This is a genomic window from Sphingomonas sp. BL-S-30 (assembly GCF_055521475.1).
This window is the reverse complement of the sequence record NZ_CM145481.1, coordinates 622,427-646,271: the sequence shown is the minus strand read 5'-3', so window position 1 is coordinate 646,271 and position 23,845 is coordinate 622,427. Positions and strand designations below refer to the sequence as shown.

General features: G+C 65.8%; 24 protein-coding genes. 14 read left to right on the top strand and 10 right to left on the bottom strand.

Annotated elements, in window-relative coordinates; genetic code table 11:
- Positions 1-2,151 carry a sulfatase-like hydrolase/transferase gene (locus tag ACZ1I5_RS02800; RefSeq protein WP_465172222.1) on the bottom strand — a complete coding sequence of 717 codons (2,151 nt, stop codon included), beginning with the start codon at positions 2,149-2,151 and terminating at the stop codon, positions 1-3.
- 196 nt (positions 2,152-2,347) lie between these two features.
- On the opposite strand from ACZ1I5_RS02800, the gene ACZ1I5_RS02795 reads away from it, so the two are divergent.
- Positions 2,348-2,689: a hypothetical protein gene (locus ACZ1I5_RS02795; RefSeq protein WP_465172221.1), complete on the top strand. Its 342-nt coding sequence runs from the start codon at positions 2,348-2,350 to the stop codon at positions 2,687-2,689.
- A 54-nt stretch (positions 2,690-2,743) separates the two neighbouring features.
- On the opposite strand, the gene ACZ1I5_RS02790 is transcribed toward ACZ1I5_RS02795, so the two are convergent.
- Complete coding sequence (locus ACZ1I5_RS02790) at positions 2,744-4,579, bottom strand: hypothetical protein (RefSeq protein ID WP_465172220.1); 1,836 nt, start codon at positions 4,577-4,579, stop codon at positions 2,744-2,746.
- A gap of 299 nt (positions 4,580-4,878) precedes the next feature.
- Here ACZ1I5_RS02790 and ACZ1I5_RS02785 point away from each other — a divergent pair, with 299 nt between their 5' ends.
- On the top strand, positions 4,879-6,453 hold the full coding sequence (locus tag ACZ1I5_RS02785) for an alpha-N-arabinofuranosidase (protein ID WP_465172219.1): 1,575 nt from the start codon (positions 4,879-4,881) through the stop codon (positions 6,451-6,453).
- 150 nt (positions 6,454-6,603) lie between these two features.
- On the opposite strand, the gene ACZ1I5_RS02780 is transcribed toward ACZ1I5_RS02785, so the two are convergent.
- Complete coding sequence (locus ACZ1I5_RS02780; RefSeq protein ID WP_465172218.1) at positions 6,604-7,140, bottom strand: DUF805 domain-containing protein; 537 nt, start codon at positions 7,138-7,140, stop codon at positions 6,604-6,606.
- Positions 7,141-7,269: 129 nt separating this feature from the next.
- On the bottom strand, positions 7,270-8,778 hold the full coding sequence (locus tag ACZ1I5_RS02775) for a YifB family Mg chelatase-like AAA ATPase (RefSeq protein WP_465172217.1): 1,509 nt from the start codon (positions 8,776-8,778) through the stop codon (positions 7,270-7,272).
- 118 nt (positions 8,779-8,896) lie between these two features.
- Here ACZ1I5_RS02775 and ACZ1I5_RS02770 point away from each other — a divergent pair, with 118 nt between their 5' ends.
- From ACZ1I5_RS02770 to ACZ1I5_RS02735, 8 genes are all read left to right on the top strand, one after another.
- A complete protein-coding gene (locus tag ACZ1I5_RS02770) occupies positions 8,897-9,310 on the top strand; it encodes a hypothetical protein (protein WP_465172216.1) in 414 nt (137 codons plus the stop codon).
- Positions 9,311-9,397: 87 nt separating this feature from the next.
- Positions 9,398-9,532, top strand: coding sequence for a 50S ribosomal protein L34 (gene rpmH, locus ACZ1I5_RS02765; RefSeq protein WP_010162954.1), 135 nt, complete (start codon positions 9,398-9,400; stop codon positions 9,530-9,532).
- Positions 9,529-9,855 (top strand): ribonuclease P protein component, encoded by a 327-nt coding sequence (rnpA, locus tag ACZ1I5_RS02760; RefSeq protein ID WP_465173880.1) that lies wholly within the window; start codon positions 9,529-9,531, stop codon positions 9,853-9,855. Before rpmH ends, rnpA begins: the two co-directional genes overlap by 4 nt.
- A 142-nt stretch (positions 9,856-9,997) precedes the next feature.
- Positions 9,998-10,210 carry a membrane protein insertion efficiency factor YidD gene (yidD, locus tag ACZ1I5_RS02755; RefSeq protein ID WP_465172215.1) on the top strand — a complete coding sequence of 71 codons (213 nt, stop codon included), beginning with the start codon at positions 9,998-10,000 and terminating at the stop codon, positions 10,208-10,210.
- A gap of 45 nt (positions 10,211-10,255) precedes the next feature.
- Positions 10,256-12,010 carry a membrane protein insertase YidC gene (yidC, locus tag ACZ1I5_RS02750; protein ID WP_465172214.1) on the top strand — a complete coding sequence of 585 codons (1,755 nt, stop codon included), beginning with the start codon at positions 10,256-10,258 and terminating at the stop codon, positions 12,008-12,010.
- Between the two features lie 3 nt (positions 12,011-12,013).
- Complete coding sequence (yihA, locus tag ACZ1I5_RS02745) at positions 12,014-12,655, top strand: ribosome biogenesis GTP-binding protein YihA/YsxC (protein ID WP_465172213.1); 642 nt, start codon at positions 12,014-12,016, stop codon at positions 12,653-12,655.
- 65 nt (positions 12,656-12,720) lie between these two features.
- The gene (locus tag ACZ1I5_RS02740) at positions 12,721-13,851 is read left to right on the top strand and encodes a zinc-binding dehydrogenase (RefSeq protein WP_465172212.1); all 1,131 of its coding nucleotides are present in this window, start codon (positions 12,721-12,723) and stop codon (positions 13,849-13,851) included.
- Positions 13,852-13,907: 56 nt separating this feature from the next.
- The gene (locus ACZ1I5_RS02735; protein WP_465172211.1) at positions 13,908-14,576 is read left to right on the top strand and encodes a glutathione S-transferase family protein; all 669 of its coding nucleotides are present in this window, start codon (positions 13,908-13,910) and stop codon (positions 14,574-14,576) included.
- 434 nt (positions 14,577-15,010) lie between these two features.
- Here the strand turns inward: ACZ1I5_RS02735 and ACZ1I5_RS02730 are convergent, their stop codons facing one another.
- Positions 15,011-15,457, bottom strand: coding sequence for a cupin domain-containing protein (locus ACZ1I5_RS02730; protein WP_465172210.1), 447 nt, complete (start codon positions 15,455-15,457; stop codon positions 15,011-15,013).
- A 10-nt stretch (positions 15,458-15,467) separates the two neighbouring features.
- Between ACZ1I5_RS02730 and dapE the strand changes: the two genes are divergently transcribed.
- Both dapE and ACZ1I5_RS02720 read left to right on the top strand, forming a co-directional pair.
- Positions 15,468-16,625 (top strand): succinyl-diaminopimelate desuccinylase, encoded by a 1,158-nt coding sequence (dapE, locus tag ACZ1I5_RS02725; RefSeq protein WP_465172209.1) that lies wholly within the window; start codon positions 15,468-15,470, stop codon positions 16,623-16,625.
- A 79-nt stretch (positions 16,626-16,704) separates the two neighbouring features.
- Entirely contained in the window at positions 16,705-17,871 is a 1,167-nt protein-coding gene (locus ACZ1I5_RS02720; protein ID WP_465172208.1) for a PrnB family protein, read from the top strand.
- Positions 17,872-17,875: 4 nt separating this feature from the next.
- Here the strand turns inward: ACZ1I5_RS02720 and ACZ1I5_RS02715 are convergent, their stop codons facing one another.
- Genes ACZ1I5_RS02715 through ACZ1I5_RS02695 form a run of 5 tightly spaced genes read right to left on the bottom strand, consistent with a single transcriptional unit; the run spans position 17,876 to position 22,302 of the window.
- Positions 17,876-19,099 carry a threonine synthase gene (locus ACZ1I5_RS02715; RefSeq protein ID WP_465172207.1) on the bottom strand — a complete coding sequence of 408 codons (1,224 nt, stop codon included), beginning with the start codon at positions 19,097-19,099 and terminating at the stop codon, positions 17,876-17,878.
- A complete protein-coding gene (locus ACZ1I5_RS02710; protein WP_465172206.1) occupies positions 19,096-20,076 on the bottom strand; it encodes a cobaltochelatase CobT-related protein in 981 nt (326 codons plus the stop codon). The genes ACZ1I5_RS02715 and ACZ1I5_RS02710 overlap by 4 nt, the downstream gene beginning before the upstream one ends.
- Positions 20,076-20,627, bottom strand: a complete 552-nt coding sequence (gene grpE, locus ACZ1I5_RS02705) for a nucleotide exchange factor GrpE (RefSeq protein WP_465172205.1) — start codon at positions 20,625-20,627, stop codon at positions 20,076-20,078. Before grpE ends, ACZ1I5_RS02710 begins: the two co-directional genes overlap by 1 nt.
- Before the next feature lie 20 nt (positions 20,628-20,647).
- Positions 20,648-21,691: a heat-inducible transcriptional repressor HrcA gene (hrcA, locus tag ACZ1I5_RS02700; protein ID WP_465172204.1), complete on the bottom strand. Its 1,044-nt coding sequence runs from the start codon at positions 21,689-21,691 to the stop codon at positions 20,648-20,650.
- Between the two features lie 59 nt (positions 21,692-21,750).
- Entirely contained in the window at positions 21,751-22,302 is a 552-nt protein-coding gene (locus ACZ1I5_RS02695) for a hypothetical protein (protein ID WP_465172203.1), read from the bottom strand.
- Positions 22,303-22,385: 83 nt separating this feature from the next.
- Here ACZ1I5_RS02695 and rph point away from each other — a divergent pair, with 83 nt between their 5' ends.
- Both rph and rdgB read left to right on the top strand, forming a co-directional pair.
- On the top strand, positions 22,386-23,102 hold the full coding sequence (gene rph, locus ACZ1I5_RS02690) for a ribonuclease PH (protein WP_465172202.1): 717 nt from the start codon (positions 22,386-22,388) through the stop codon (positions 23,100-23,102).
- Positions 23,099-23,722, top strand: coding sequence for an RdgB/HAM1 family non-canonical purine NTP pyrophosphatase (gene rdgB / locus ACZ1I5_RS02685; RefSeq protein ID WP_465172201.1), 624 nt, complete (start codon positions 23,099-23,101; stop codon positions 23,720-23,722). Before rph ends, rdgB begins: the two co-directional genes overlap by 4 nt.
- Positions 23,723-23,845 lie beyond the last annotated feature (123 nt).

The window sequence follows — 23,845 nt, the reverse complement described above, 5'->3', positions numbered from 1 at the left end:
CTACAGATCGCGCAGCTCGAGCTTCGCCAGCAACCGCGCCAGATGGTCGGCCACCTCCTGCACCTTTTCCGCATGCGGCAGGCCGGCTTTGGCCCGGGGCGGCGATCCGGCGACCTCGACCAGGTTGAACGCCTCATTGGGGTCGTTCGCCAGATCGTACATCTCCCATTCCTGCGCCTCGCGGCCGGACGGATCGAAATAGCGCGCGAGCTTATAGTCCTTTGTCCGGACCGCGCGGACATGGTTGGGCTGCTTCACTGACCCCGGCTTGAGCGGGACCGGCCCCTTGCCGTCCTTGCCGCAGATCACTGACTCCACCACCTCCTGATAGACCGCGAACTCCTGATAGGAGCGTTTCTCGCTGGCGTTGCGGGAGGGCGCGAGCGGCGCGGTGATCTCGTCGTCGGTGATGAACAGCACGCCTTCGCGGATGTCCCCGTCCGGCTCGACCACGGGCATGTCGACCCGCGCGCCATCGACGGCGCCGGCGATGATCGGGGACAGGTCGACCCCCGGCAGCGGCGGCACCGGGCGGCTCATTGCCAGCTGCGCGGCGATCGCCTGCCGCTCGGTCGCGTCGACGCCGGCCAGGCCCAGCACCGTCGGCAGGATGTCGATATGGCTGGTCAGCGCATCGATCTGCGCCGGCTCCGCCCCCACGACATGAGGGTTGGCCGGCGCGCTGCCGCCGGGGAACTGCACCACCACCGGCACGTGCAGCGCCTCCTGATAGGCAGCGTGCCATTTTTCGATCATCATGCCGTGCGCGGCGCCATATTCGCCGTGATCCGCTAGGAAGATGACGATGGTGTTGTCGGCCTGGCCGGACTCCTCCAGCGCCTCCAGCACCGCGTTGATCTGCACGTCGACCGCGGCATGCAGCCAGGCATAGAGCTCGAGGAACTTGTGACAATTCTCCTCGGGTCCCGGGTCCTGCGCCAGCTGGAACGGGATGCAGCTCTTCAGCGAAAAGGCGACGGCCGCCGCCATCGCATTGTCGCCCGTCGGGGCGAGGCCCGCGGCCGAGGCAGCGCCGGCCACGCCCGCGACGATGTTGAACCCGCCCTTGGACGCCAGCGCGAGCCCGACCTTGTACGCCGCCTCGTGCTGGCAGCTCGGCTTGTCGGCGAGCGATTCATTCTGGGTCGGCGAGGGCTTGGTCGAATGCCGCGGGAAATCGTCCGGATTGAGCGGGATCTGGGTGGTGCCCGCGGCGGGCGGCAAGGTCGCGGCGCCCACTTCCGGCACGGTCAGCGGCCCGAAGATCGACTGGGTGCCGCTGCGACTGTCCGCATCGGGCAGCGCCTGCGCGATCACGCCGGGATAGGTCGCGATGTCGTGCGGGTTGGCGAAGGATGCGACCGCGAACCAGGGCGGAATGTCGGCAACCACGGGCCCGCTGCTCGTCGGATCCTGCGCCAGCATCGAGGCATAGGCGCGGTTGTAATTCGCGGCGAGGCCCTGGCGGCGAATGAAGTTGCTCGCGCTCCCGGCGAATTCGGCATCGCGATAGATGCCCAGATTATTGGCCTGCGCGCCGTGCGGCTCGGGATAGGATTCCTCCCAATCGTCGAAGCCGTAGCGCCTGAGCGAATGCTCGGGCGGGTTGGAGACATGCCATTTGCCGAAATAATGCGTCGAATAGCCCGCGGCACGCATCCAGGTGCCGAGCGTCGGGATGCCGTCCGCCGCGAGCCAGGGGAAGTTAGAGGAATCGCCGTTCTTGAACAGCCCGTCGGTCTGGGTGACGCCGGTCTTCGTGCCATATTGCCCGGTATAGATCACCGCGCGGCTGGGCGTGCAGGCGCTGGCGGCGATCGTGTGATTGCGCAGCACCGCCGCATTCCGGCGCAGCCTGAGCAGGCCGGGGAAGAATTTCGCATAGGGATTGGACTGGTGAATCTCCCCCTGAAAGCCGAGGATTTCCTTCAGCGGCTCGGCGAACCCGCCACCCGCCCCATAGGAAAAGCGCGGGAAGCGATACTGGTCGCAGGTGATCAGCAGGATATTGGGCCGGGGCGGCGGAGTCGGTGCCGGCGTCGGCGTGTCCGCGATGTTGGTGCCGTTCATGCCCGCCGTTCGGTTCGCGCTGCTCGCCATGTCCCGCTCCTCGTCAACGCGGATCGTCGATGCGTCCGCAGGACGCTTCATGCCACGACATCGCGACCTCGGGATTCCGAGTCGGAGCCGAAACGGTTATGACATTTTGGCGAAGCTGAACGGCGCTGGCCTATCCATCACATATCGCGACACTTTCGCGCTCGAAACGGCACAATTCCGCGACAGGCGGGTTCCACAACATCCACGGCGCCCGGCAAAGGGGCCATGGAGTCAAAAGGAGTTCGTAATGCGTAAGATATTGATCTCGATCGCGATGGCATCTGCGACGATGGCCGCCATGCCCGCCTCCGCCCAGGCCTGGCGGGTTCAGCCAGGGGTCCAGCGGGAGATCCAGAGCGACATCAACCAGCTGCAGAACCAGATCCAGCGCGCGCAGTTGCGCCACACCATTTCGCAGCGCGAGGCCGCCGGTCTGCGCCGCGACGCGACCAGGCTGCAGCGCACCTATAACGACTATCTGCGCGGCGGCCTGAACCGCGCCGAAGTAAGCGCGCTGCAGACTCAGGTGAACCGCATTCATGTCCGCCTGCGCCTCGAGCGCCGCGACTGGGACGGCCGCCGCGGTTGAGGCCATCCGCATCACCAGCCTGGAAGGGGCGTCACCGCGGTGGCGCCCCTTTTGTCATATCGGCTTGAACAAGGCCGTGAACGCCGCGCTGTTCTGCATCACCGTCCAGGCGGTCAGGTTGGACAACAGGTTCATCTGCACCGGAGTGCGCTGCGTCTTGAGCGTATCGTAATGCGGGAAATTCTCGGCGGTCAGCTCGAAGTCGATCCTGGCCTTCACGACGAAATCCTTGACCTCCTTGAACCAGGCTTCGGACATGCCGAGATACACCCATAGCACCGTCACGTCGCGCCCGGCCTCGATGCCGAACCAGTCGTTCGCCACCGTGACGAGCTGCTGGGTGAAGATCGGCGCCATGTTCTCGTCGCCGCCCGTGCTCTGCCACAGGCCGTCGAGCAGCGGCTGGAAATCCTCGCTCGGGAAGATCTGGTTGAACCGGCGCAAATTGCTCGTCGGCGCCCCCGACAGCGGCGCATAGGGTGGTGACGCGTTCCCATCATATTTCTGGAATCCGAACAGGGCGGACACGCTCTCGTCGATCGCGATATTGCCGTTCGAATCCTGGGTCAGCGCATTCTCGGTGTTGATGAAGGCGATGACGGTCGACACGTCGGGATAGAACAGCATCGAGGTGACGCCGCTATTGTCGAGCGATCCGCCATCGGCGAATTCCTGCTGCGCGAACCCGCCCGAGGATGGCGGCGTGCCGGGCGACCAATAATCATAAGTCGGGATCAGCCCGCTCAGCGCGTCGATCCCGCCCAGCCGGCCCTTGACCGCGTCCATGCCGCCCGTCTCGGCCGTCTCGGCCAGGTCTTCCAGCGTGGCGGCGACGTCGGTCGCCGAATAGCCATGCTCGGCCAGGCTCGCCGCGGCGCTGTCTTTGTTGGCGCGCAGCGCGGCGGCGAAGCGATGGGACGATTGTGCCATTTTGGCGAGCTCGCTCTCCAGCGACGCGGCGAAGGCGGCGCTGCTCGTGCCCACGATATCCATCAGCGACCATTGCCCGCTCTGCTGGATCGTCGCGGTCCCGTCGCTCCCGCTCGATTCATAGGTCGAGTCGAAGCTGAACGATCCGATCGCGCCCCCGCCCACCGCCAGGCCATTGCCATCGACGCCGCCCACCGGCGTCGGGAGGATGCCGGTCAGCACCGGGGTCGACTGCACCGGCACGAGCGCTTGCACTTGCTCGATGGGCAAGGTCACGAACATGCTCGCGACACCGAGCAGATAGGGCCGCTGCTGTCCCGAAACCTGCGCGACCAGATAGGCCGGCACATCGGTCAGCGACGGGTTGGGCCCGGTCACCTGGCTGCCGAGCACCTGCGAATCGAGCGAGAACAGGGTGTTCGGCTGGAAATCGGACGCGACGGGAAACAGGCCATAGGGCTGGAGGAAATGCAGGCCCATCAGCGTCTGCCACAATTGGCTCGACGGCACGCCCTGGCTGCTCAGATACACCGCCTTGGTGGCGAGATCGGGAAGCGAGAAGCCGCTCGACACCTGCCCGCCGAGCCATCCCGCCGGCGAGGCAGTGATGATCCCGTCGGTAAGATTGGCAGGCTCGGTATAGCTGCCGAGGAACTGCGAATCGGAAAAGCTCGACGGCAGAAACGTGAAGGGAATGCCGACCCAGCCGCCGCCCGACACGGTCGACATCGCCAGGACCTGGCTGAACAGGCTGTCGCCCGAGGCCGTGGTCAGCGCCTCCAGCGCCTGGAGCTGCCCCATCGCCGCGCCCATCGCGCGCGAGCCGCCGCCGCTGAGGCAGATGCCCACGCCGCCCGGGTTGATCGGGCCCCCGGTTGCGCCGCCCGTGGACATTGCCGCCAGGACTCCGCTGGTCCGGTATACCGGCGTGACGAAGCTACCCGAAGTCTGATCGGACATGACAAATCTCCGCTGGAAATCGGCGGCAAAAAGATGCCCGGGCGCGGGCTGAGTCAATCGGGCGGGATGCAAACTCGAACCGATCCGGGGAAGACTCTTTCGAGGAACTCCAACGCCTTGCCGGCCGATCGACCGCGTTGCCGCCTGGTCTCGCGAGACTGGCACCTCTTGTAGGAGTTATGATCATATGGAAGGCGGCAAATCACCGCCAGGAACGTGCTTCGTTGCCCAAGTTCCTCTCTTGCGATCCTATATGATCCCGTATATTTGTCCGACAATAAGACAGGGAGAGGAATATCATGAGGAAAGGCTTTGTTGCCGCGCTGCTGGCCTGCGCCTGTTTCGGGATGGCGCCAGGCCTGGCCCAGTCGCCCCCGCCCGCCCCCGCCGCCACGCTGACGATCCATGCCGACCAGCCCGGCGCGACGATCGACCGGCATATCTTCGGCCAGTTCGCCGAGCATCTCGGCACCGGCATTTATGGCGGCGTCTGGGTCGGCCCCAATTCGAAGATCCCCAACACCCGCGGCATGCGCAACGACGTCGTCGCCGCGCTGAAGGCGCTTCAGGTCCCCGTGGTGCGCTGGCCGGGCGGCTGCTTCGCCGACGAATATCATTGGCGCGAAGGCATCGGTCCGCGCGCGCAGCGCCCGACCAAGGTCAACACCCATTGGGGCGGCGTGACCGAGGACAATGCCTTCGGCACGCACGAATTCATGGATTTCGCCGAACAGATCGGCTCCGAAGTCTATGTCTCGGGCAATGTCGGCAACGGCACGCCGGCGGAGATGGCCGAATGGGTCGAATATATCACCGCGCCTGCCGGCAGCCTCGCCGATCTGCGCGCGAAGAACGGCCACAAGGCGCCGTGGAAGCTCGAATGGTTCGGCCTCGGCAATGAGCTATGGGGCTGCGGCGGCAATATGCGTCCCGAATATGCGGCCGATGTGACCAAGCGCTACTCGACCTTCGTCAAGCTGCCCCAGGGCACGAAGACGATGAAGATCGCCAGCGGCGCGACGCACAATGCGGAGCCCTGGGCGGAATATAACTGGACCGAAGTGATGATGCGCGAGGCCGCGAACGAGATCGATGGCACCGGCGTCCATTACTACACCTTCCCCAGCCGCCGTAACCCCAAGGGATCCGCCACCGATTTCGACGAGGAATCCTGGGCCCGCGTGCTCTCCAAGACGCTGCTGATGGACACCTATCTCGACGGCCATGAGAAGATCATGGACAGATACGACCCCTCCGGGAAAAAGATCCTGGCGGTCGACGAATGGGGCACCTGGTACGATCCGACGCCGGGCAGCAATCCGGGCTTCCTGCAGCAGCAGAACACGCTGCGCGACGCGGTGGTTGCCGCGCTCAACATCAATATCTTCGCCAAACATGCGAAGCGCGTGAAGATGGCCAATATCGCGCAGATGGTGAACGTGCTGCAGGCGATGATCCTGACCGACGGGCCGAAGATGGTGCTGACGCCCACCTATCATGTGTTCGAGATGTACAAGCCGTTCCAGGATGCGACCTTCGTGCCGATCGATCTCATATCGAGCTGGTACAACAAGGATCAATGGGCGATCCCGTCAGTCAGTGCCTCGGCCGCGCGCGGCACGGACGGGCATCTCTACATCGCGCTGGTGAACGTCGATCCCAACCGCGCGGCCGCGGTTTCGGCGACGCTGGCCGGTGTCGCCGGCACCAGCGTCACCGGCCGCATCCTGACCGCGGCGACGATGCAGGCACATAACGACTTCGCCGCGCCCGATGCGGTGAAACCGGCGGCGTTCAACGGCGCGCGGCTCGAGGGCGGCGCGCTGAACGCCACCATCCCGGCCAAGTCAGTGGTGATGCTGAAGGTCCAATGAGGTGACAGGGGGCGTCATCGGGCGCCCCCTTCACCGGCGCATTCTGCGCGCGACATAGATATAGCCCTGCGCGGCGGGTTCGATCTTCATGACATAGACGCGCGACAGGAACCCGCGCCCGGCCCGCGACCCTCGGGCCGGGATGTGCTCCTACTCGAAGGTGCGGATCAGATCCTCTTCCGAGGCGTCCATCGGATCGGGGCCGAAGCGGTTGGCCCCGACAGTGCCGCTGGTACAGAACCAGACCAGTATCACGATACTGGCGATTGCGCCCACCAGGAGCAGGATAGCGCCGACGATAGCCACCCCATCGACGCTGCCGGTCGAACCTGCCCTGACCACGAGGGCGAGACCGACCAGATAGGGCAGGAACGACACTATCAGCCACCATCCGGTGCGGTCTACATCGTGCAGGCGGCGAACCGAGACGGCGAAGGCGGGTATCAACGTGGCGAGTACGAAGAGCGTGGAAAGCAGCCCGCCCATAAGGCCTATGGCATACATGAAGCCGTTCGGCGTCGCACCTGGCTCAAACGCGGTTTCCCCGCTCAGCCCGAGGACCGAGTCGAGAATGCCGGTCACGATCGAGGCGAGAATGACGAACAGGGTCCACATCCAATATTCCTTGCGCCGCGACCGCCCATTGAACTGAGCGTATCGCTTGAGCGGCAAAATCATCCATTCCATCAGATACATCCCCCTTTGCATGGCGCCTCGGTGCGCGGCACGAACCAGCCCTCCAAAATGCGTTCCGGCAATGCGGACGGCTACGCAACACACCATCCGACCCAAATGTGAACAGCGCGTTGCCGCGACTTAGTTTCGCGGCGCCTGCCGCCGGTAACTCAGCGCCTCCGCCACATGGATGCGCCCCACCCCTTCGCTCCCCGCCAGATCGGCGATGGTCCGCGCCACGCGCAGGATGCGGGTATAGCCGCGCGCCGAGAGGCGCATCGCCTCCGATGCCTGGGCGAGCAGCTTGCGCCCCGCCTCGTCCGGCGTCGCGACCGCCTCGAGCAGCACCCCATCGACCTCGGCATTGGTGCGGATCGGGTGGTCGGCATAGCGCGCCGTCTGCACCGCGCGCGCCGCGGCCACGCGCGCGGCGACCTCGGTCGATCCTTCCGCCGGCGGCGGCAGCACCAGGTCGGCGGCGCTCACCGCCTGCACCTCGACATGCAGGTCGATCCGGTCGAGCAGTGGCCCCGAGACCTTGGTCTGGTAATCCGCCGCGCACCGCGGCGCGCGCGAACAGGCGAGCGAGGCATCCCCCAGATGTCCGCAGCGGCACGGGTTCATCGCCGCGATCAGCTGGACGCGCGCCGGAAAGGTCACATGCGCATTGGCCCGCGCGACGCTGACTGTGCCCGTCTCCAGCGGCTGGCGCAGCGAATCGAGCACCGCACGCTGGAATTCCGGCAGTTCGTCGAGGAACAGCACGCCGAGATGCGCGAGGCTGACTTCCCCCGGCTTCACCTTCAGCCCGCCGCCGACCAGCGCCGCCATCGAGGCCGAATGATGCGGCGCGCGGAACGGCCGCGTGCGGGTCAGCCGCCCGCCGCTGAGCGTGCCGGCCACGCTCGCCACCATCGACACCTCCAGCGCCTCGGCCGCATCGAGCGGCGGCAATATGCCCGGCAGGCACGCCGCCATCAACGATTTGCCCGCGCCCGGCGGCCCGACCATCACCATGTTATGGCCACCCGCCGCCGCGATCTCCAGCGCGCGCTTGGCGGTCTCCTGCCCCTTCACCTGCGCGAGATCGGGGCCGAACCCGGTTTCCTCGACCTCGCCGGGCTGTGGCGGGGAGAGCAGGCCATGTCCCTTGAAGTGGTTGAGCAGCGCCAGCACGTCGGGCGCCGCCAGCACCTGCACCCCCGCCGCCCAGGCCGCTTCCGGTCCCTGCGCCGCCGGGCAGACCAGCCCCTTGCCGATCTCCGACGCGTGCAGCGCCGCGAGCAGCACGCCCGGCGAGGGCGCGATCCGGCCGTCCAGGCTCAGTTCGCCGACCACGACATAATCCGCCAGGGTCTCGGCATCGACCACGCCCATCGCGCCGAGCAGCGCGAGCGCGATCGGCAGGTCGAAATGCGATCCCTCCTTGGGCAGGTCGGCCGGCGACAGGTTCACCACGATGCGCTTGGGCGGCAGCGACAGGCCCATCGCCGCGATGGCGCCGCGCACCCGCTCACGGCTCTCCGCCACCGCCTTGTCGGCTAGCCCGACGACATTGAAAGCGGGCAGGCCGGGGATCAGCTGGACCTGCACTTCGACGGCGCGCGCCTCGAGCCCGAGATACGCCACCGTCGATACGCTCGCGACCATATTGCCCCCGACTCCCCCCGAAGAGCGTTGGTCATACGCAATTTTGTCCGGGAAAGAACCGGTCGTGGCCAGGAACAGTGTCTTGTCAAACCAACACACCGCACCCACATCGCGTCCCATGCGCGCTTCACGTCACCCGACGATCCGCTTCGGCCTGTTCTGGCTGGGTGTCCTGCTGGTGCTCGTAACGCCGTTGGTCGGCGTGATCCCCGGCCCCGGCGGCGTGTTCGTGTTCGCGGGCGGGCTGGCGCTGATGCTGCAAAACTCGCATTGGGCGAAACGCCAGTTCGTTCATGGCAAGCGCCGCTGGCCCAGACTCGGCCATTATGCCGATATGGGCCTGCGCCGCGCGAGCGCGCGCCGGCGCCGCGAGCGGGACGGAATTAAGGTCTCGAGCGCCGGGACGATCGAAGCCGGCAGCCTTCTGGCCGACGGGCACCCCGTCGGCGTCACGCTGTGGCTCGGATCGATCTTGAGCCGCATGAAGTTCTGGCGCCGTCCGCCCACTGTCGGCGAGACGCGGAAACGTTGACTAAGCCGCACTCTTTGCCTAAGGGCACCCGCTACGAGGCCGTCCGCGTGGCGGCCCTTTTCTATTCAGACGACCAGGGAATGAACGATGAAGCGGACCTTTCAGCCGAGCAATCTGGTGCGCGCGCGCCGGCACGGTTTCCGGTCGCGGATGGCGACTCCGGGCGGCCGCAACGTGATTCGCGCTCGCCGCAATCGCGGCCGCAAGAAGCTGTCGGCCTGACCACCCTTCGCATCCGCCGCGATTTTCTCGCGGCGAATGCGGGAAAACGCGCGCCGATGCCGGGCTTTGTCCTGCTGGTGCGCGATCGTGACGACGGCGATCCGTCGATGCGAATCGGGTACACCGTCACCAAGAAGATCGGCAATGCGGTCGTGCGTAACCGCATGAAGCGGCGCCTGCGCGCGCTCGCTCGCGATCTGCTGCCCGAATCAGGCATTCGCGGCGCGGACCATGTGCTGATCGGGCGGAACGGCGGTATCGACCGCGACTTCGCCCAGTTGCGGGCGGATCTCGCCAAGGCGCTGACCAAGGTGGCGCGGTGACCGGCCCCACCCCAGCCGTCATGCTGAACTTGTTTCAGCATCCAGGCGCGGCCACTCGCCTCAGGAGCGTCGCCCAGGGTTCAGATGACCGCGCCTGGACCCTGAAACAAGTTCAGGGTGACGAAGAAGAAGGCGGGCAACCATGCTGACCCGCTTCCTCATCGCTCTGGTCCGCTTCTGGCAACTCGGCCCATCCGTCATCCTGCCGCCGAGCTGCCGCTACCAGCCCAGCTGTTCCGCCTATGCAATCACTGCTCTTCGCCGCTATGGCGCGCTGAAGGGCGGGTGGCTGGCGGCAAAGCGGATCGGACGGTGCCATCCCTGGGGCGGGTTCGGTCACGATCCGGTTCCCTGAATCAATGCCTCACCAGACGCCCATCATGAGCGGGACATCACTCACGTGAATAACGACAACAAGAATTTCATCCTGTTCGCGGTGTTCGCCGCGCTGATCCTGTTCGGCTGGCCGATCGTGACGTCGAAATTCTTCCCGGCGGCCAACCCGCCCGTGACGAAGATCGAGAAGGGCAAGGCGACCGTCGTCGCGAATCCCGGCGCAAGCCCGGTGGCAAACAGCAGCGCCGCGACGCGCGACCGCAGGGTCGTGCTGGCGGAATCGCCGCGCGTGCTGGTCGAAACCCCGGAACTGAAAGGGTCGATCAACCTGAAGGGCGCGCGAATCGACGATCTGGTGCTGGTCAAGTACAAGGAAACGATCGACAAGAACTCCCCGCCGATCCGGCTCCTGTCGCCGTCCGGAACCAAGGATGCCTATTTCGCGGGCTTCGGCTGGACGGGCGATGGCGTCGCCGTGCCCGGTGCCGATACCGTCTTCACTGCCAGCGCGCCGACCCTGAGCCCGGGCAAGCCGGTGACGCTCAGCTGGACCAACCCGACCGGTCAGACCTTCGTGATCCGCGTCGCGGTCGACGAGAAGTTCATGTTCACCACCGATCAGTCGGTCATGAACGCTGGCGCTGGTGCCGTGAAGGTCGCGCCCTACGCCTTGGTATCGCGCGCCGGCCCGGGTGCTGATGTGGATACCTGGACCAACCATATCGGGCCGATCGGCACCTTCGGCAACGGCACGACCTACGACATCACCTACGACAATCTGCACGGCAAGGAGCCAGGCTTCTTCGGCAAGATCTTTGGCAATAGCGGCCGCCCGGGCGACAATTATTTCGACACCACGGGCGGCTGGGCCGGCTTCGGCGACAAATATTGGCTGGCGGCGCTGATCCCCGATCAGAAGGCGTCGGTCCATTCCGGCTTCCGCGCTGCGACCCCCGGCACCAATTTCCAGGCCGATGTGTCGCGCGCGCCGGCGATCATCCCGCCCGGTTCGCAGATGAACACGACCACTCATCTGTTCACGGGTGCGAAGGAAGTGAACACGCTCGATCGTTATGAGGACAACCTCAAGATCCGCCATCTCGGCAAGGCGATCGACTGGGGCTGGTTCGAAATCGTCGAAAAGCCGATCTTCAAATATCTCGACTGGCTGTTCCGCATGGTCGGCAATTTCGGCCTGGCGATCATCCTGCTGACGGTCACCATCCGGGGCCTGATGTTCCCGATCGCCCAGCGCCAGTTCGCCTCCATGGCCAATATGCGCGCGATCCAGCCCAGGATGAAGGCGCTGCAGGAGAAGCACAAGGACGACAAGACGCGCCAGCAGCAGGAGATCATGGCGCTGTACAAGGCGGAGAAGGTCAATCCGCTCGCGGGCTGCCTGCCGACCTTCCTGCAGATCCCGATCTTCTACGCGCTGTACAAGGTGCTGCTGCTCACGATCGAAATGCGCCACCAGCCTTTCGTGCTGTGGATCAAGGATCTGTCGGCGCCCGATCCGGCGACCATCCTCAACCTGTTCGGCTATCTGCCCTTCACCGTGCCGCATTTCCTGGCGATCGGCGTGATCCCGGTGCTGCTCGGCATCTCGATGTATTTCCAGTTCAAGCTGAACCCGGCCCCGATGGACGAAGCGCAGAAGCAGGTTTTCGCGCTGATGCCCTGGGTGCTGATGTTCGTGATGGCGCCGTTCGCGGTCGGCCTGCAGATCTACTGGATCACGTCCAACACCCTCACCATCCTCCAGCAGCGCCTGCTCTATGCGCGGCATCCGGGGATGAAAGAGGCGATCGCGAAATGACCCATGGCTGATCCCTTCACTCCCGAAATGATCGAGGCCGCGCGAAAGACCTTCGCCGGCCCGGTCGCCTTCCTGAAATCGGCGCCGAAGCTGGAATTCCTGCCGGACGCGACCGTACCCGAGGTCGCCTTCGCGGGCCGCTCCAACGTGGGCAAGTCGTCACTGCTCAACGCGCTGACCGGCCGCAACGCGCTCGCCCGCACGTCGAACACGCCTGGCCGCACCCAGGAGCTCAACTTCTTCGACGTGGGCGATCCCCTCGCCTTCCGGCTGGTCGACATGCCCGGTTACGGCTTCGCCAAGGCGCCCAAGGACGTCGTCAAGAAATGGCGCTTCCTGGTGAACGACTTCCTGCGCGGTCGGCAGGAACTGAAGCGCGCGCTGGTGCTGATCGACGCCCGCCACGGCATCAAGGACGTTGACCGCGAGATCCTCGAGATGCTCGACAAGGCCGCGGTCAGCTATCGCATCGTCCTGACCAAGGCCGACAAGATCAAGCCGAGCGAGCTCGCCGAGGTCGCCGCGCAGACCGCCGAGGAAGTGCGTAAGCGCCCCGCCGCGCATCCCGACATCCTCGAAACGTCGAGCGAGACCGGCCTCGGCATCCCGGAACTGCGCGCTGCGGTAATCGAAGCGATCGGCTGAGAAACCCTCTCGCGTCGAGGCAACTTCCGTTGCATATCGCTACCCATAAAATTGGGAGAGACGCGATGACCATCACCACCGGCCTGCAGATCAGCTCGCTGATCACCCCCGAAGGCGAGCTGCGCCTGACGCTGGACGATGTCGCGATTCCTGCGCCGGCCGCCGACCAGATCGTCGTGCGTATGGAGGCAGCGCCGCTCAACCCGTCCGATCTCGGCCTGCTGCTCGGCCCGGCTGACCTCTCGACGATCGCGGCCGGCGGCACCGCCGACCGCCCGGTCGTCACCGCGTCGGTCAACCCGGCTTTTCTCCCGTCGCTCCAGGCGCGAATCGGCGAACCGATGGCGGTCGGCAATGAAGGCGCCGGCGTGGTGGTCGATGCCGGCGACGATGCCAAACACCTGATCGGCCGCACCGTCGCGATCCTCGGCGGCTCGATGTATTCGCAATATCGCGTCATGCGCGCCGCCGAGGCGCTGGTCCTGCCCGAGGGCACCACCGCGGCGCAAGGCGCCTCCTGCTTCGTCAACCCGCTGACCGCGCTCGCCATGGTCGAGACGATGCGCGCCGAGGGCCACACCGCGCTGGTCCATACCGCCGCCGCGTCGAACCTCGGCCAGATGCTCAACCGCATCTGCATCGCCGATGGGGTGCCACTGGTGAACATCGTCCGCAGCGAAGCCCAGGCAAAGATCCTGACCGATATCGGCGCCAGATATGTCGTCGACAGCACCGCGCCCGATTTCCGCAACCAGCTGATCGAGGCACTGATGGAAACCGGCGCGACGCTTGGCTTCGACGCCGTCGGCGGCGGCCCTCTGGCAGGGCAGATCATCGGCGCGATGGAGGCCGCCGCGACGCGGAAAATGACGTCCTACAGCCGCTACGGTTCGACCACCCACAAGCAGGTCTATATCTACGGCGTGCTCGATACCCGCCCGACCGAGATCGGCCGCAACACCGGCATGGCCTGGGGCGTGGGCGGTTTCCTGCTCACCTATTTCCTGATGAAGGCCGGGCCGGAAACCGGCCAGCGCATGCGCGCGCGCGTCGCCGCCGAGCTCACCACCACCTTCTGCAGCACCTACACCGCGGAAATCTCGCTGGCCGAGGCGCTGCAGCCGGAAACGATCGCCGCCTATGCCCGCAAGGCCACCGGCGAGAAGTTCCTGATCAACCCGAACAAGGGCCTCTGAGACCGCGCCGGGCGCAGGAGTTGCCGCCCGCGCCCGGCCCGTCTATCCACCCCCGCATGCTCAAACTCATCATCGGCAACAAGGCCTATTCCTCCTGGTCGCTGCGCGGCTGGCTCGCCTGCAAGCAGTCGGGCCTTCCCTTCGAGGAAGTGGTCGTCCCGCTCTACGACGCCGACTGGGACAAGCGCCGCGAGGGCGACGAGTTCGCGCCCTCCTCGGGCAAGGTGCCGATCCTGTGGGACGGCGACGCCGTGGTGTGGGACAGCCTGGCGATCATCGAATATCTCGCCGAGAAGACCGAGCGCGCGAAATTCTGGCCCGAGGACGACACTGCCCGCGCCATGGCCCGCTCGATGGCCGCCGAGATGCATTCGAGCTTCACGGCGCTGCGCCGCAAGCACAGCATGAACATCCGCCAGGTCTTCCCGCCCAAGCGCCCCGACGACGATGTGCTGGCCGATATCGGGCGCATCATGGAACTCTGGGCCCAGGCCCGCGCCCGCTTCGGCGGCACCGGCAAGTTCCTGTTCGGCGAGTTCGGCGCGGTCGACATGATGTACGCGCCGGTCGTCACCCGCATCGTCACCTACGGCCTGCCGATCGCCCGCTTCGCCACCGGCTATATGGATGCGGTGCTGCAGCACCCCTTCATGCAGGACTGGATCGCCGGCGCGCAGGAAGAGGAATGGGTGATCGAGCAGTTCGAGCAGCCGGCCTCGGCCTAGGCGACGTCGCCCGGCGCAGGCCGGCCCAGGATCAAAACGCCGACGATCGATTCAACTGCGTCGCGAACCGGTGCATCACGCGCGGCGCGCGGACCAGCACGCTCTTTCCCATGATGGTCGAAACGCCGCGCTTCGCCCGTCCCCGCCACCGTCAACATCGGCCCTGTTACCGGCGCGGCTTTCCCTGTTCCGTGCAGATTTTACCCTGTTATTTTCATAACAGGGTAAGCACCTCACAAGTCACGAATAACGTGACGAAATTTCGGGCGAGAAATCCAACATAACAGGGTAAAAGTGGTGAAAAAAATAAAGTCACCCTGTTCTACCCTGTTATTGGCAGGGAACAGCGAAAAAATCACCCCTGCTGGCTTGGAACTGACGGTCGCTGGCAAATATCTGAATTCCGTCATCGAGCGAACTTTCGGTTCGGGACACTAGAAGTCACCGCCATCCTTCCGCCGGAACCCCTTCTCCGCAAACAGATGCATGTCGATGTCGGGATAATGGCAGTCGGTATCCGATGGCCGCCCGACCGCGATGAACATGCAGTCCGCATCGCTGCGGTTCTGCAGCACATGGCCGTTGCCGTCATTCTTGGGGAAGGCCGCGCAGTCGCCGGCGCGCATCACCGTTTCCCCGCTATCGTCGACCAGCACTGCCTCGCCTGCGATCATCACCACGAATTCATCCTCGCCCTCATGCCAGTGCCGCTGCGACGACCAGGCGCCCGGCTTCAGCGTGACATGGCTCACCCCGAAGTCGCCCAGCCCCGACGCCGGGGCGAGGCGGCGATACCAGCGGCCCTGCACTTTCTCGGAATGCGGCGGCGGATAGCCGGTCGCATTGGTCTGCGGGATTGAATCGAGATCGAGCTTGGGCAATGCCACCTCCATGGATGCTGAGACCAGATTGCCCGATGTCGTCGCGCTGACCAAGGCGCTGATCGCCCGCGAGAGCGTGACCCCCGCGCAAGGCGGCGTGTTCGACGTGCTAGAAGCGGCGCTCGTCCCGCTCGGCTTCCATGTCGATCGCTTCATTGTCGGCGAGGCGCCCGACGGCCCGGTCGAGAATCTGCTCGCGGTGCGCGGCTCCGGGGCGCCGCATTTCGCCTTTGCCGGCCATCTCGACGTCGTTCCCCCGGGGGCCGGCTGGACCAGCGGCGCGTTCGAGCCCGAGATCCGCGGTGGCCTGCTCCATGGCCGCGGCGCGGTCGACATGAAGGGCGCGATCGCTGCCTTCGTCGCCGCGCTTGGCCGGGCGCCAGCGATGGGCACGCAAAGCCTGATCATCACCGGCGACGAGGAAGGCCCCGCCATCTTCGGCACCCGCGCGCTGATCGACCGCATGGCCGAGCGCGGCCTGAAACCCGATTTCTGCCTGGTCGGCGAGCCCACCTCGGTCGCGCGACTCGGCGACATGATCAAGATCGGGCGGCGCGGCTCGGTCAATATCTGGATCGACGTGCCCGGGCGGCAGGGCCATGTCGCCTACCCCCATCTCGCCGACAATCCGATCCCCAAGCTGGTGGCGATCCTCGCCGAGATCGACGCGATCATACTCGACCAGGGCAATGACTGGTTCCAGCCCTCGAACATCGAAGCGACGGACATTACCGTCGGCAATCCCGCCACCAACGTCATCCCGGCGCACGCCTCGGCCCGGCTGAGCATCCGCTACAATGATCTGCACAAGGGCGACGATCTCGCGGCGCGGATCGAAGAGATCGTACACCGCCACGCTCCCAAGGCGACGATGATCGCGCGCGTGTCGGGCGATGCCTTCCTGACTGCGCCGGGGGCGCTCTCGACCCTGATCGGCGACGCGATCGAGGCGCGGCAGGGCATCCGGCCCGAGCTGTCGACCACCGGCGGCACGTCCGACGCGCGCTTCCTTTCGGCGCTCTGCCCCGTCGTCGAGTTCGGGCTGATCAACGCGACGATGCACAAGCTCGACGAAGCGGTGGCGATCGACGATCTCGCCGCGCTGACCGACATCTATGCCGATATCATCGGGCATGTCGGCGCCCTGAAAGGCAGCACCGCCCCCTGACATGGCCTCGGAACTGGCGTCGGGCGGGCTGCGCGGCTAGGACGGTTTCATTCGATACCGGTTTGCTGAAGGACTTCTCATGACGCTGCAGGGCCTGGCCCATTACGGGCTTTCGGGCGAACGCGGCTTTTTGTCGCAGGCCGAGATCGACGAGGTGGCGCTGCCGGCCGGGTTCGCGGCGGTCGAAGCGATGGCCGCCGACCTGTCCGGCCTCGTCACCACCGGGCGGATTCGCCACTGGCTGGCCGAGCTGCCGACACCCGACGTGGCGGCGTTCCTCGCCACCGCCAGCGACGCGCAGATCAGCCTCGCGATGGTGCGCTATGCCTTTCTGGTCCAGGCCCATGTCTGGGGCGAGCCGACTCCGCCCGAGATGCTGCCGGCCAATCTCGCCGTGCCGTTCGTCGCCCTGTCCGACCGGATGGGCTTCCCCCCGGTCATGAACTATGCCTGCTATATCCTCGACAATTGGTACCGGCTCGACAAGCAAGCGCCGATCGCACTGGGCAATGTCATGCAGAAGCAGCGCTTCGCCGGCGGCCTGGACGAGGAGTGGTTCGTCCAGATCCATGTCGCGATCGAGGCGACCGCCGGCCATGCGCTGGAGCTGGCGATCGACCTCGTCCAGGCCAGCGACGAACGCGATGCGGCGCGCGTCGAGGCGCTGCTGATCGAGATGAACGCGGTGTGGGAACGCCTGTTGGCGATCTTCGACCGCATGGTCGAGAAGTGCGATCCGTACATCTATTACAACCGCATCCGCCTCTACATCAACGGCTGGAAGAACAATGCGGCGCTGCCCCAGGGCCTGATCTACGAGGGCGTCGAACGCTTCGGCGGCAAGCCGCAGGAGTTTCGCGGCCCCACCGGCTCGCAAAGCTCGATCGTGCCGTCGATGGACGCGCTGTTCCAGGTCTCGCACGAGAATGACGAGCTGCGCGACCTGCTGGTGGAGCTGCACCCCTATCGCCCCCGCCGCCACCGCGCCTTTATCGAGGACCTGCAGCGCGCCAGCCACCTGCGCGACTTCGCCGCCACGCAGAATCAGGGGGTGAAGCAAGCGTTCAACGCCTGTGTCGAACAGGTCGCCCGCTTTCGCACCCGCCATCTCGAATATGCCGCGGCCTATATCAACAAACAGGCCTCATCCGGCGCGGGCAACGACCCCGATATCGGGACCGGCGGCACGCCCTTCATGAAATATCTCAAGAAGCACCGCGACGAGAACCGCGCGCAGACGCTCTGACGGGTCAGAGCGCCGCCAGATCGATCACGCCGAACCGGTCGATCGTGTCGTTCGCCTCGGGCATCGGGTATTTCAGGCCCGTCGCGCAGTTGAACAGGACGGTGCTTTCCTCCTCGTCGACCAGGCCGGTGCGCAGCGCCTCCTTATAGGCCGCCAGCGTGGCGCCGCCCTCGGGGCAGAGCAGCAGCCCGTCCTTCTTGGCAGCATCGTCCACTGCCTTGAGGATCGCGGGGTCGCCGACCGCCATCGCCTGGCCGCCGCTCTCGCGCACCGCGCGCAGGATCAGGAAGTCGCCGACCGCCTTGGGCACGCGGATGCCCGCCGCGACCGTCGCCGCATCCTCCCAGCGCTCGGCATGCTCGACACCTTCGTCGAAGGCACGGACGATCGGCGCGCAGCCCGAGGCCTGCACCGCGAACATGCGCGGCCGTGCCGGGCCGATCCAGCCGAGCTTCTCCAGCTCGTCGAACGCCTTCCACATGCCGATCAGGCCGGTACCGCCGCCGGTTGGGTAGAAGATCGCATCGGGCAGCTTCCAGCCGAACTGGGCGGCCAGCTCCAGCCCCATCGTCTTCTTGCCCTCGATCCGGTACGGCTCCTTCAGGGTCGAGAAGTCGAACCACAGCCCTTCCGCCGCGCCCTTGCCGACGATCGCCCCGCAATCGTCGATCAGCCCGTTGACCCGGTAGACGCGCGCGCCCTGTTGCGCGATCTCGCGCACGTTGATTTCGGGCGTGTCGTCGGGACAGAAGACGATCGTCTCGATCCCGCAGCGTGTCGCATAGGCAGCGAGCGCGGCGCCGGCATTGCCGTTGGTCGGCATCGCGATCTTCGTGACGCCCAGCGCCTTGGCCATCGACACCGCCATGACGAGGCCGCGCGCCTTGAACGATCCGGTCGGCAGCCGCCCCTCGTCCTTGACCAGCACGTTCGGCCCGCCCGAGCGCGTGATCGGCACCAGCGGCGTCTCGATCTCGCCCAGGCTGACCACGTCTCGGGTGGCGCGCACCGGCAGCAGCTCGCGCCAGCGCCACATGTCGGTCGGCCGCGCGGCGATCATCGCCCGCGGAATCATCGCGCGGAGCGAGTCGAGATCATAGCGCACCAGCAGCGGCCGCCCGACGCGCGACAGGCCATGCAGCGTGTCCGCCTCATAGCGTTCGCCCGTCATCGAGCATTCGAGATGCGTGACGAAGGTCGGGCGATCGGTGGTGATGTTCTCGTTCATGCGTCTTCCGTCTTTGCCCGAACGGTTTGCGCTATGAGCGCCGCCAGTTCGCCCGGCAACACATCGAGAGTATCGACCGACCGCGAGCGATGGTAATATCGGCTGACATCATAGCCAATGCCAAGGGCTGCCAGGATCACGTCATCCGAGGCTTCGATATTTTGAATAACGGACTGAAGATGCCGTTCAAGATAGGACGGACCGTTTTGCATCAAGGTCGAATCATCGACCGGAGCCCCATCAGAAAGAATGACGAGCAGCTTGTGCGGTTGGGATTGCTCACGCAGTATGGCGCGCGCCCATTCGATCGCTTCGCCATCAACATTCTCGCGCAGAATGTCCGGATGGAGCATGACTGCCCAATCCTCCTGCCCCAATGGTTCGCCCGCGCGCTGATAGAGAATATGGAGCAGCGCGCAGAGCCGACCGGGCCGCTGTGGCTGGCCGTTCGACAACCAGTCTTGCCGCGATTTCCAGCCGTGCCACCCCATGGTCGAGAAGCCCAGGAGCGTGACTGTCGCGCCGATATCGCCGAGGATAGCAGAGAGCCAGCGGACAGCTGCCGCGGTATGCAGGATCGGATCGTCCCGCATCGATCCCGATTGATCGACGAGTATACAGATCGCCCAATCACCCGGCGTCGTTGTTGCAAAAGCCGCACGCAGGGAATCGGCGTCAGCAGCGGGGACGGCGTCGAAGAGCTTCTTTGCCGCGTCAGCCCTGCGATGCCAGATGGCCGGATCACGCAGCAGCCAACCCTTGGCACTACTGAGGTCGTCCGCCGCGAACGCCGCCGGGAGATCGCGGGCCCGCAACGTCAGGTCATGTGTTCGGGAATATACCCTATAGGGCTGACCCACCGGGCCGTCCGAAACGCATTTCGAGACGGGACGACGGCGCTGAAAAGCCCAGATGATATAGCCGAAGAACAAGACGGTGAGTGCAACGCTTAACGTGTCACCCACCGGCTCTCCCATCACTCCGGCTTCTTCGCCACCCCGACCAGCGCCGGGCGCAGCAGCCGGTCCTTGATCATATAGCCCGCCTGCATTTCCTGGACGATCGTGCCGACCGGCTTGTCGCTCGGCATTTCGAACATCGCCTGGTGGAAATTGGGGTCGAGCGTCTCGCCGAGCGTGCTCATCTTCTTGATGCCGTGGCGCTGGAACACCGATTCGAGCTCGCGGCCGGTCGCATCCAGGCCAGTGATCAGGTTCTTGAGCTTCTCGTCCGCGCGCAGCTCGGCCGGGATCGCCTCGAGCCCGCGGGCGAGATTGTCGGCGACCGACAACAGGTCGCGCGCGAACGCGGTCGCGGCATAGGCGCGGGCATCGGCTGCTTCCTTCTCGGCGCGGCGGCGGACATTCTGCGCCTCGGCATGGGCATAGAGCACCGCCGATTTCGCGTCGGCCAGCTCGGCCTCGAGCTTCGCCACGCGATCATGCTCGGCAAGCTCGGGGGCGTCCTGCGCGGTCTCCTCGCGCAGGTCTTCGGCGGTGGGCGTCTCGATCTTTTCGTCTTCGATCATCGTGTGTCGCTTCGATCCTGTTAGGGCATGAGCCGCGCGAGTGTCGCGGCAGTGAAATCCACCATGGGCACGACGCGGGCATAGTTCAACCGAGTCGGGCCGATTACGCCGACCACGCCGACCACCCGCCCATCGAGCCCGCGGAACGGTTTCGCAATGACGGATGATCCCGAAAGCGAGAATAATTTATTCTCGGCGCCGATGAAGATGCGCGTCGCATCGCCCGCGCCGGCGCTGTCGAGCAGCCGGGCGATCTCCTGCTTGCCCTCCAGGTCGTCGAGCAGGTCGCTGATCCGTTCGAGGTCGGCCGCGGCCGCCGCGTCGATCAGCCGCCCCTGCCCGCGCACGATCAGCACCGGACGGCGATTGCCGTCCTCGCTCCAGATGGCGAGGCCGCGTTCGATCAATGTCCGGGCGACGGTATCGACCAGCGCGCGCTCCTCGCCGATCTCGCGCTCGATCCGCGCACGCGCCTGGGCGATGGTCATGCCGGAGAGCATTGCGGTCATGTAATTGCCCGCCTCGACCAGCGCGGAGGGCGATACGCCGGCGGGCAGGTCGATCACGCGGTTCTCGACCGATCCGTCCTCGGCGACGAGCACCGCAAGCGCCTTGTCGGTGGAAAGCGGCACGAAGCTCATCTGGCGCAGCACCAGCTCGCGCTTCGGCACCAGCACCAGCCCGGCACAGGCCGACAGGCCGGACAGCGCGGCCGTGGTGGCGGCAAGCGCTTCCTCGACCGGGCCGACCTGCGACACGCGCGACTCGATCGCCGCCCGCTCCTCGGCGGAGGGCTCCAGTGCCTGCATCATGCCGTCGACGAACAGGCGCAGCCCGATCTCGGTCGGCAAGCGCCCCGCGCTGGTATGCGGCGAGGCAAGCAGGCCAAGCTCCTCCAGATCCTGCATCACGTTGCGAATCGAGGCCGGCGAGAGGTTCAGGCCGGAAAGGTGCGCGATGGTGCGCGATCCGATCGGTGAGCCGGTATCGAGATAGCTTTCCACCACCACGCGGAAGACGTCACGCGCGCGGTCGTTGAGCTCAGTGATCGGGGGCGCGGACATGGGTGTCATGTAAGGAGCACCGATGCGCGTCTCAACGCCGCTTGTCACCTTGTCAGTCCTCACCACTCGTCAATTGGAGCGGTTTGTCCCGCCCCAAGAGGCCTGCCGTTGATCGGATTCATCTGCGCCGCGGCCAGCGCGGAAAAGATGGCGTGACGTACGCGCGCGTCTTCGTAGCAGGCTCTCACTCGGGAAGGCGATGCGCCGCCGCGCCACTCGATCACATAGTGACTCACACCGTGGCGAGTCCCGCCCGAAATCGGTTCTCCATTTGCTTTGGGTCTTTGGTAGGCGTCGCACGCCCGTCCGAACTGGCGATCTCCAATTGGCCTGATGCCAGCCAACCGCCGTCTGAAGCCCGCAAGTTCGGAGGTGCTGAGCCTGTATCGGGCTGTCTTGATGACCTGCTCCCCTCCCGGCTCGAAGGTGCGCTGCATGACACCGCCATCAGTCGCGATACTCACCGAAAAGTCGGGGCAAATTCCCAGGCAGATATTGGTGATCCAGCGAATGCGAATGGTGATCGTCTCCGAAGACGGCAATGCCTGCGGCGATGCCGGCGCCGAGGATGCCAACGACGCCATCATCGCCAGAACCCAGATGCGCATCATATTGTCTCCATGACCATCACCAAGACTGGCGCGTTCACCTTGTCGCGTCTAGGTGGCGAAGCCCAGTTTCAGGAGATTCCCCAATGCGCCCATCCGGCCGCGCCCCCGATCAGATGCGCACGATCACGATCGAGCCGCGCTTCACCCGCCATGCCGAAGGCTCCGTGCTGATCGGCTTTGGCGACACCAAGGTGCTGGTGACCGCCTCGGTCGAGGAGAAGGTCCCGCCCTTCCTGCGCGGCAAGGGCGAGGGCTGGGTCACCGCCGAGTACGGCATGCTCCCCCGCGCCACCCATACGCGCGGCCAGCGCGAAGCGGCCAAGGGCAAGCAGTCCGGCCGCACCCAGGAGATTCAGCGGCTGATCGGCCGTTCGCTCCGCGCCGTCACTGACATGAAGCTGCTCGGCGAGCGCCAGATCGTGCTCGATTGCGACGTGATCCAGGCCGATGGCGGCACCCGCACCGCGTCGATCTCGGGCGCCTGGGTCGCGCTGCGCCTCGCCATTGACGGGCTGCTCGCCTCGGGCAAGCTGACGGTCGACCCGCTGAGCCAGAAGGTCGCGGCGATCTCCTGCGGCATCTATAATGGCACGCCCGTGCTCGACCTCGACTATGACGAGGATTCGAACGCCGATGCGGACGCGAACTTCGTCCTGCTCGAAAATGGCAACATCGCCGAGGCGCAGGCGACCGCCGAGGGCGCGACTTATGACGAGGAAGCGCTGCTCCGTCTGCTCCGCCTCGCGCGCATCGGCTGCTCGGACATCTTCGCCGCCCAGGCCAGGGCCGTCGCGAAATGACCATCGAGGTCCCGCCCCAGGCGATCCGCAAGCTCGTCCCCGGCAAGCTCGTCATCGCCAGCCACAATCCCGGCAAGGTGCGCGAGATCCTCGAGATGCTTGGGCCGTACGGGATCGAGCCCGTCTCGGCCGCCGAGCTCGACCTGCCCGAGCCGGAGGAGACCGGCACCACCTTCCTCGCCAATGCCGAGCTGAAGGCGCTGCAGGCAGCCGATTTGACCGGCCTGCCCGCGCTGGCCGACGACAGCGGCCTGTGCGTCGACGCGCTGAACGGCGATCCGGGGATCTTCTCGGCGCGCTGGGCCGGCGAGGGCAAGGACTTCAAGGTCGCGATGCAGCGAGTCAATGACGCGCTCGAGGCGAAAGGCCCCGATGCCAGCCGCGACGCGCATTTCATGTGCGTGCTCGCGCTTGCCTGGCCCGACGGCCATGTCGAGTGGTTCGAGGGCCGGGTCGACGGCACGCTCGCCTGGCCGCCGCGCGGCACCGGCGGGTTCGGCTACAACCCGATCTTCGTGCCCGAGGGCAGCGAGCTGACCTTCGCCGAAATGCCCGACGCGAAGAAGGCGATCAGCCACCGCGCGCGGGCGTTCGACGCGATGATGGCGGCGGTGCTTTAAGAGCCCTCTCCCTTTCGGGAGAGGGAGACGACCGTTAGGTCGTCGGGGAGAGGGCTGGGTCGGAACGGCCGGCTTTAGTCTCATGACCCGTTCCGACCGAACCCTCTCCTTGCCGGCTTCGCC

Excerpts from the sequence above, each read along its gene's own strand:
- ACZ1I5_RS02695 (WP_465172203.1), bottom strand. The coding sequence starts at position 22,302 with ATGATGCGCATCTGGGTTCTGGCGATGATGGCGTCGTTGGCATCCTCG.
- ACZ1I5_RS02785 (WP_465172219.1), top strand. The coding sequence starts at position 4,879 with ATGAGGAAAGGCTTTGTTGCCGCGCTGCTGGCCTGCGCCTGTTTCGGG.
- hrcA (WP_465172204.1), bottom strand. The coding sequence starts at position 21,691 with ATGTCCGCGCCCCCGATCACTGAGCTCAACGACCGCGCGCGTGACGTC.
- yidD (WP_465172215.1), top strand. The coding sequence starts at position 9,998 with ATGCTGACCCGCTTCCTCATCGCTCTGGTCCGCTTCTGGCAACTCGGC.
- ACZ1I5_RS02775 (WP_465172217.1), bottom strand. The coding sequence starts at position 8,778 with ATGGTCGCGAGCGTATCGACGGTGGCGTATCTCGGGCTCGAGGCGCGC.
- ACZ1I5_RS02790 (WP_465172220.1), bottom strand. The coding sequence starts at position 4,579 with ATGTCCGATCAGACTTCGGGTAGCTTCGTCACGCCGGTATACCGGACC.
- ACZ1I5_RS02740 (WP_465172212.1), top strand. The coding sequence starts at position 12,721 with ATGACCATCACCACCGGCCTGCAGATCAGCTCGCTGATCACCCCCGAA.
- ACZ1I5_RS02735 (WP_465172211.1), top strand. The coding sequence starts at position 13,908 with ATGCTCAAACTCATCATCGGCAACAAGGCCTATTCCTCCTGGTCGCTG.
- grpE (WP_465172205.1), bottom strand. The coding sequence starts at position 20,627 with ATGATCGAAGACGAAAAGATCGAGACGCCCACCGCCGAAGACCTGCGC.
- rpmH (WP_010162954.1), top strand. The coding sequence starts at position 9,398 with ATGAAGCGGACCTTTCAGCCGAGCAATCTGGTGCGCGCGCGCCGGCAC.
- ACZ1I5_RS02795 (WP_465172221.1), top strand. The coding sequence starts at position 2,348 with ATGCGTAAGATATTGATCTCGATCGCGATGGCATCTGCGACGATGGCC.
- ACZ1I5_RS02800 (WP_465172222.1), bottom strand. The coding sequence starts at position 2,151 with ATGAAGCGTCCTGCGGACGCATCGACGATCCGCGTTGACGAGGAGCGG.
- dapE (WP_465172209.1), top strand. The coding sequence starts at position 15,468 with ATGGATGCTGAGACCAGATTGCCCGATGTCGTCGCGCTGACCAAGGCG.
- ACZ1I5_RS02710 (WP_465172206.1), bottom strand. The coding sequence starts at position 20,076 with ATGGGAGAGCCGGTGGGTGACACGTTAAGCGTTGCACTCACCGTCTTG.
- rph (WP_465172202.1), top strand. The coding sequence starts at position 22,386 with ATGCGCCCATCCGGCCGCGCCCCCGATCAGATGCGCACGATCACGATC.
- ACZ1I5_RS02780 (WP_465172218.1), bottom strand. The coding sequence starts at position 7,140 with ATGGAATGGATGATTTTGCCGCTCAAGCGATACGCTCAGTTCAATGGG.
- rdgB (WP_465172201.1), top strand. The coding sequence starts at position 23,099 with ATGACCATCGAGGTCCCGCCCCAGGCGATCCGCAAGCTCGTCCCCGGC.
- ACZ1I5_RS02770 (WP_465172216.1), top strand. The coding sequence starts at position 8,897 with ATGCGCGCTTCACGTCACCCGACGATCCGCTTCGGCCTGTTCTGGCTG.
- yihA (WP_465172213.1), top strand. The coding sequence starts at position 12,014 with ATGGCTGATCCCTTCACTCCCGAAATGATCGAGGCCGCGCGAAAGACC.
- ACZ1I5_RS02715 (WP_465172207.1), bottom strand. The coding sequence starts at position 19,099 with ATGAACGAGAACATCACCACCGATCGCCCGACCTTCGTCACGCATCTC.
- ACZ1I5_RS02720 (WP_465172208.1), top strand. The coding sequence starts at position 16,705 with ATGACGCTGCAGGGCCTGGCCCATTACGGGCTTTCGGGCGAACGCGGC.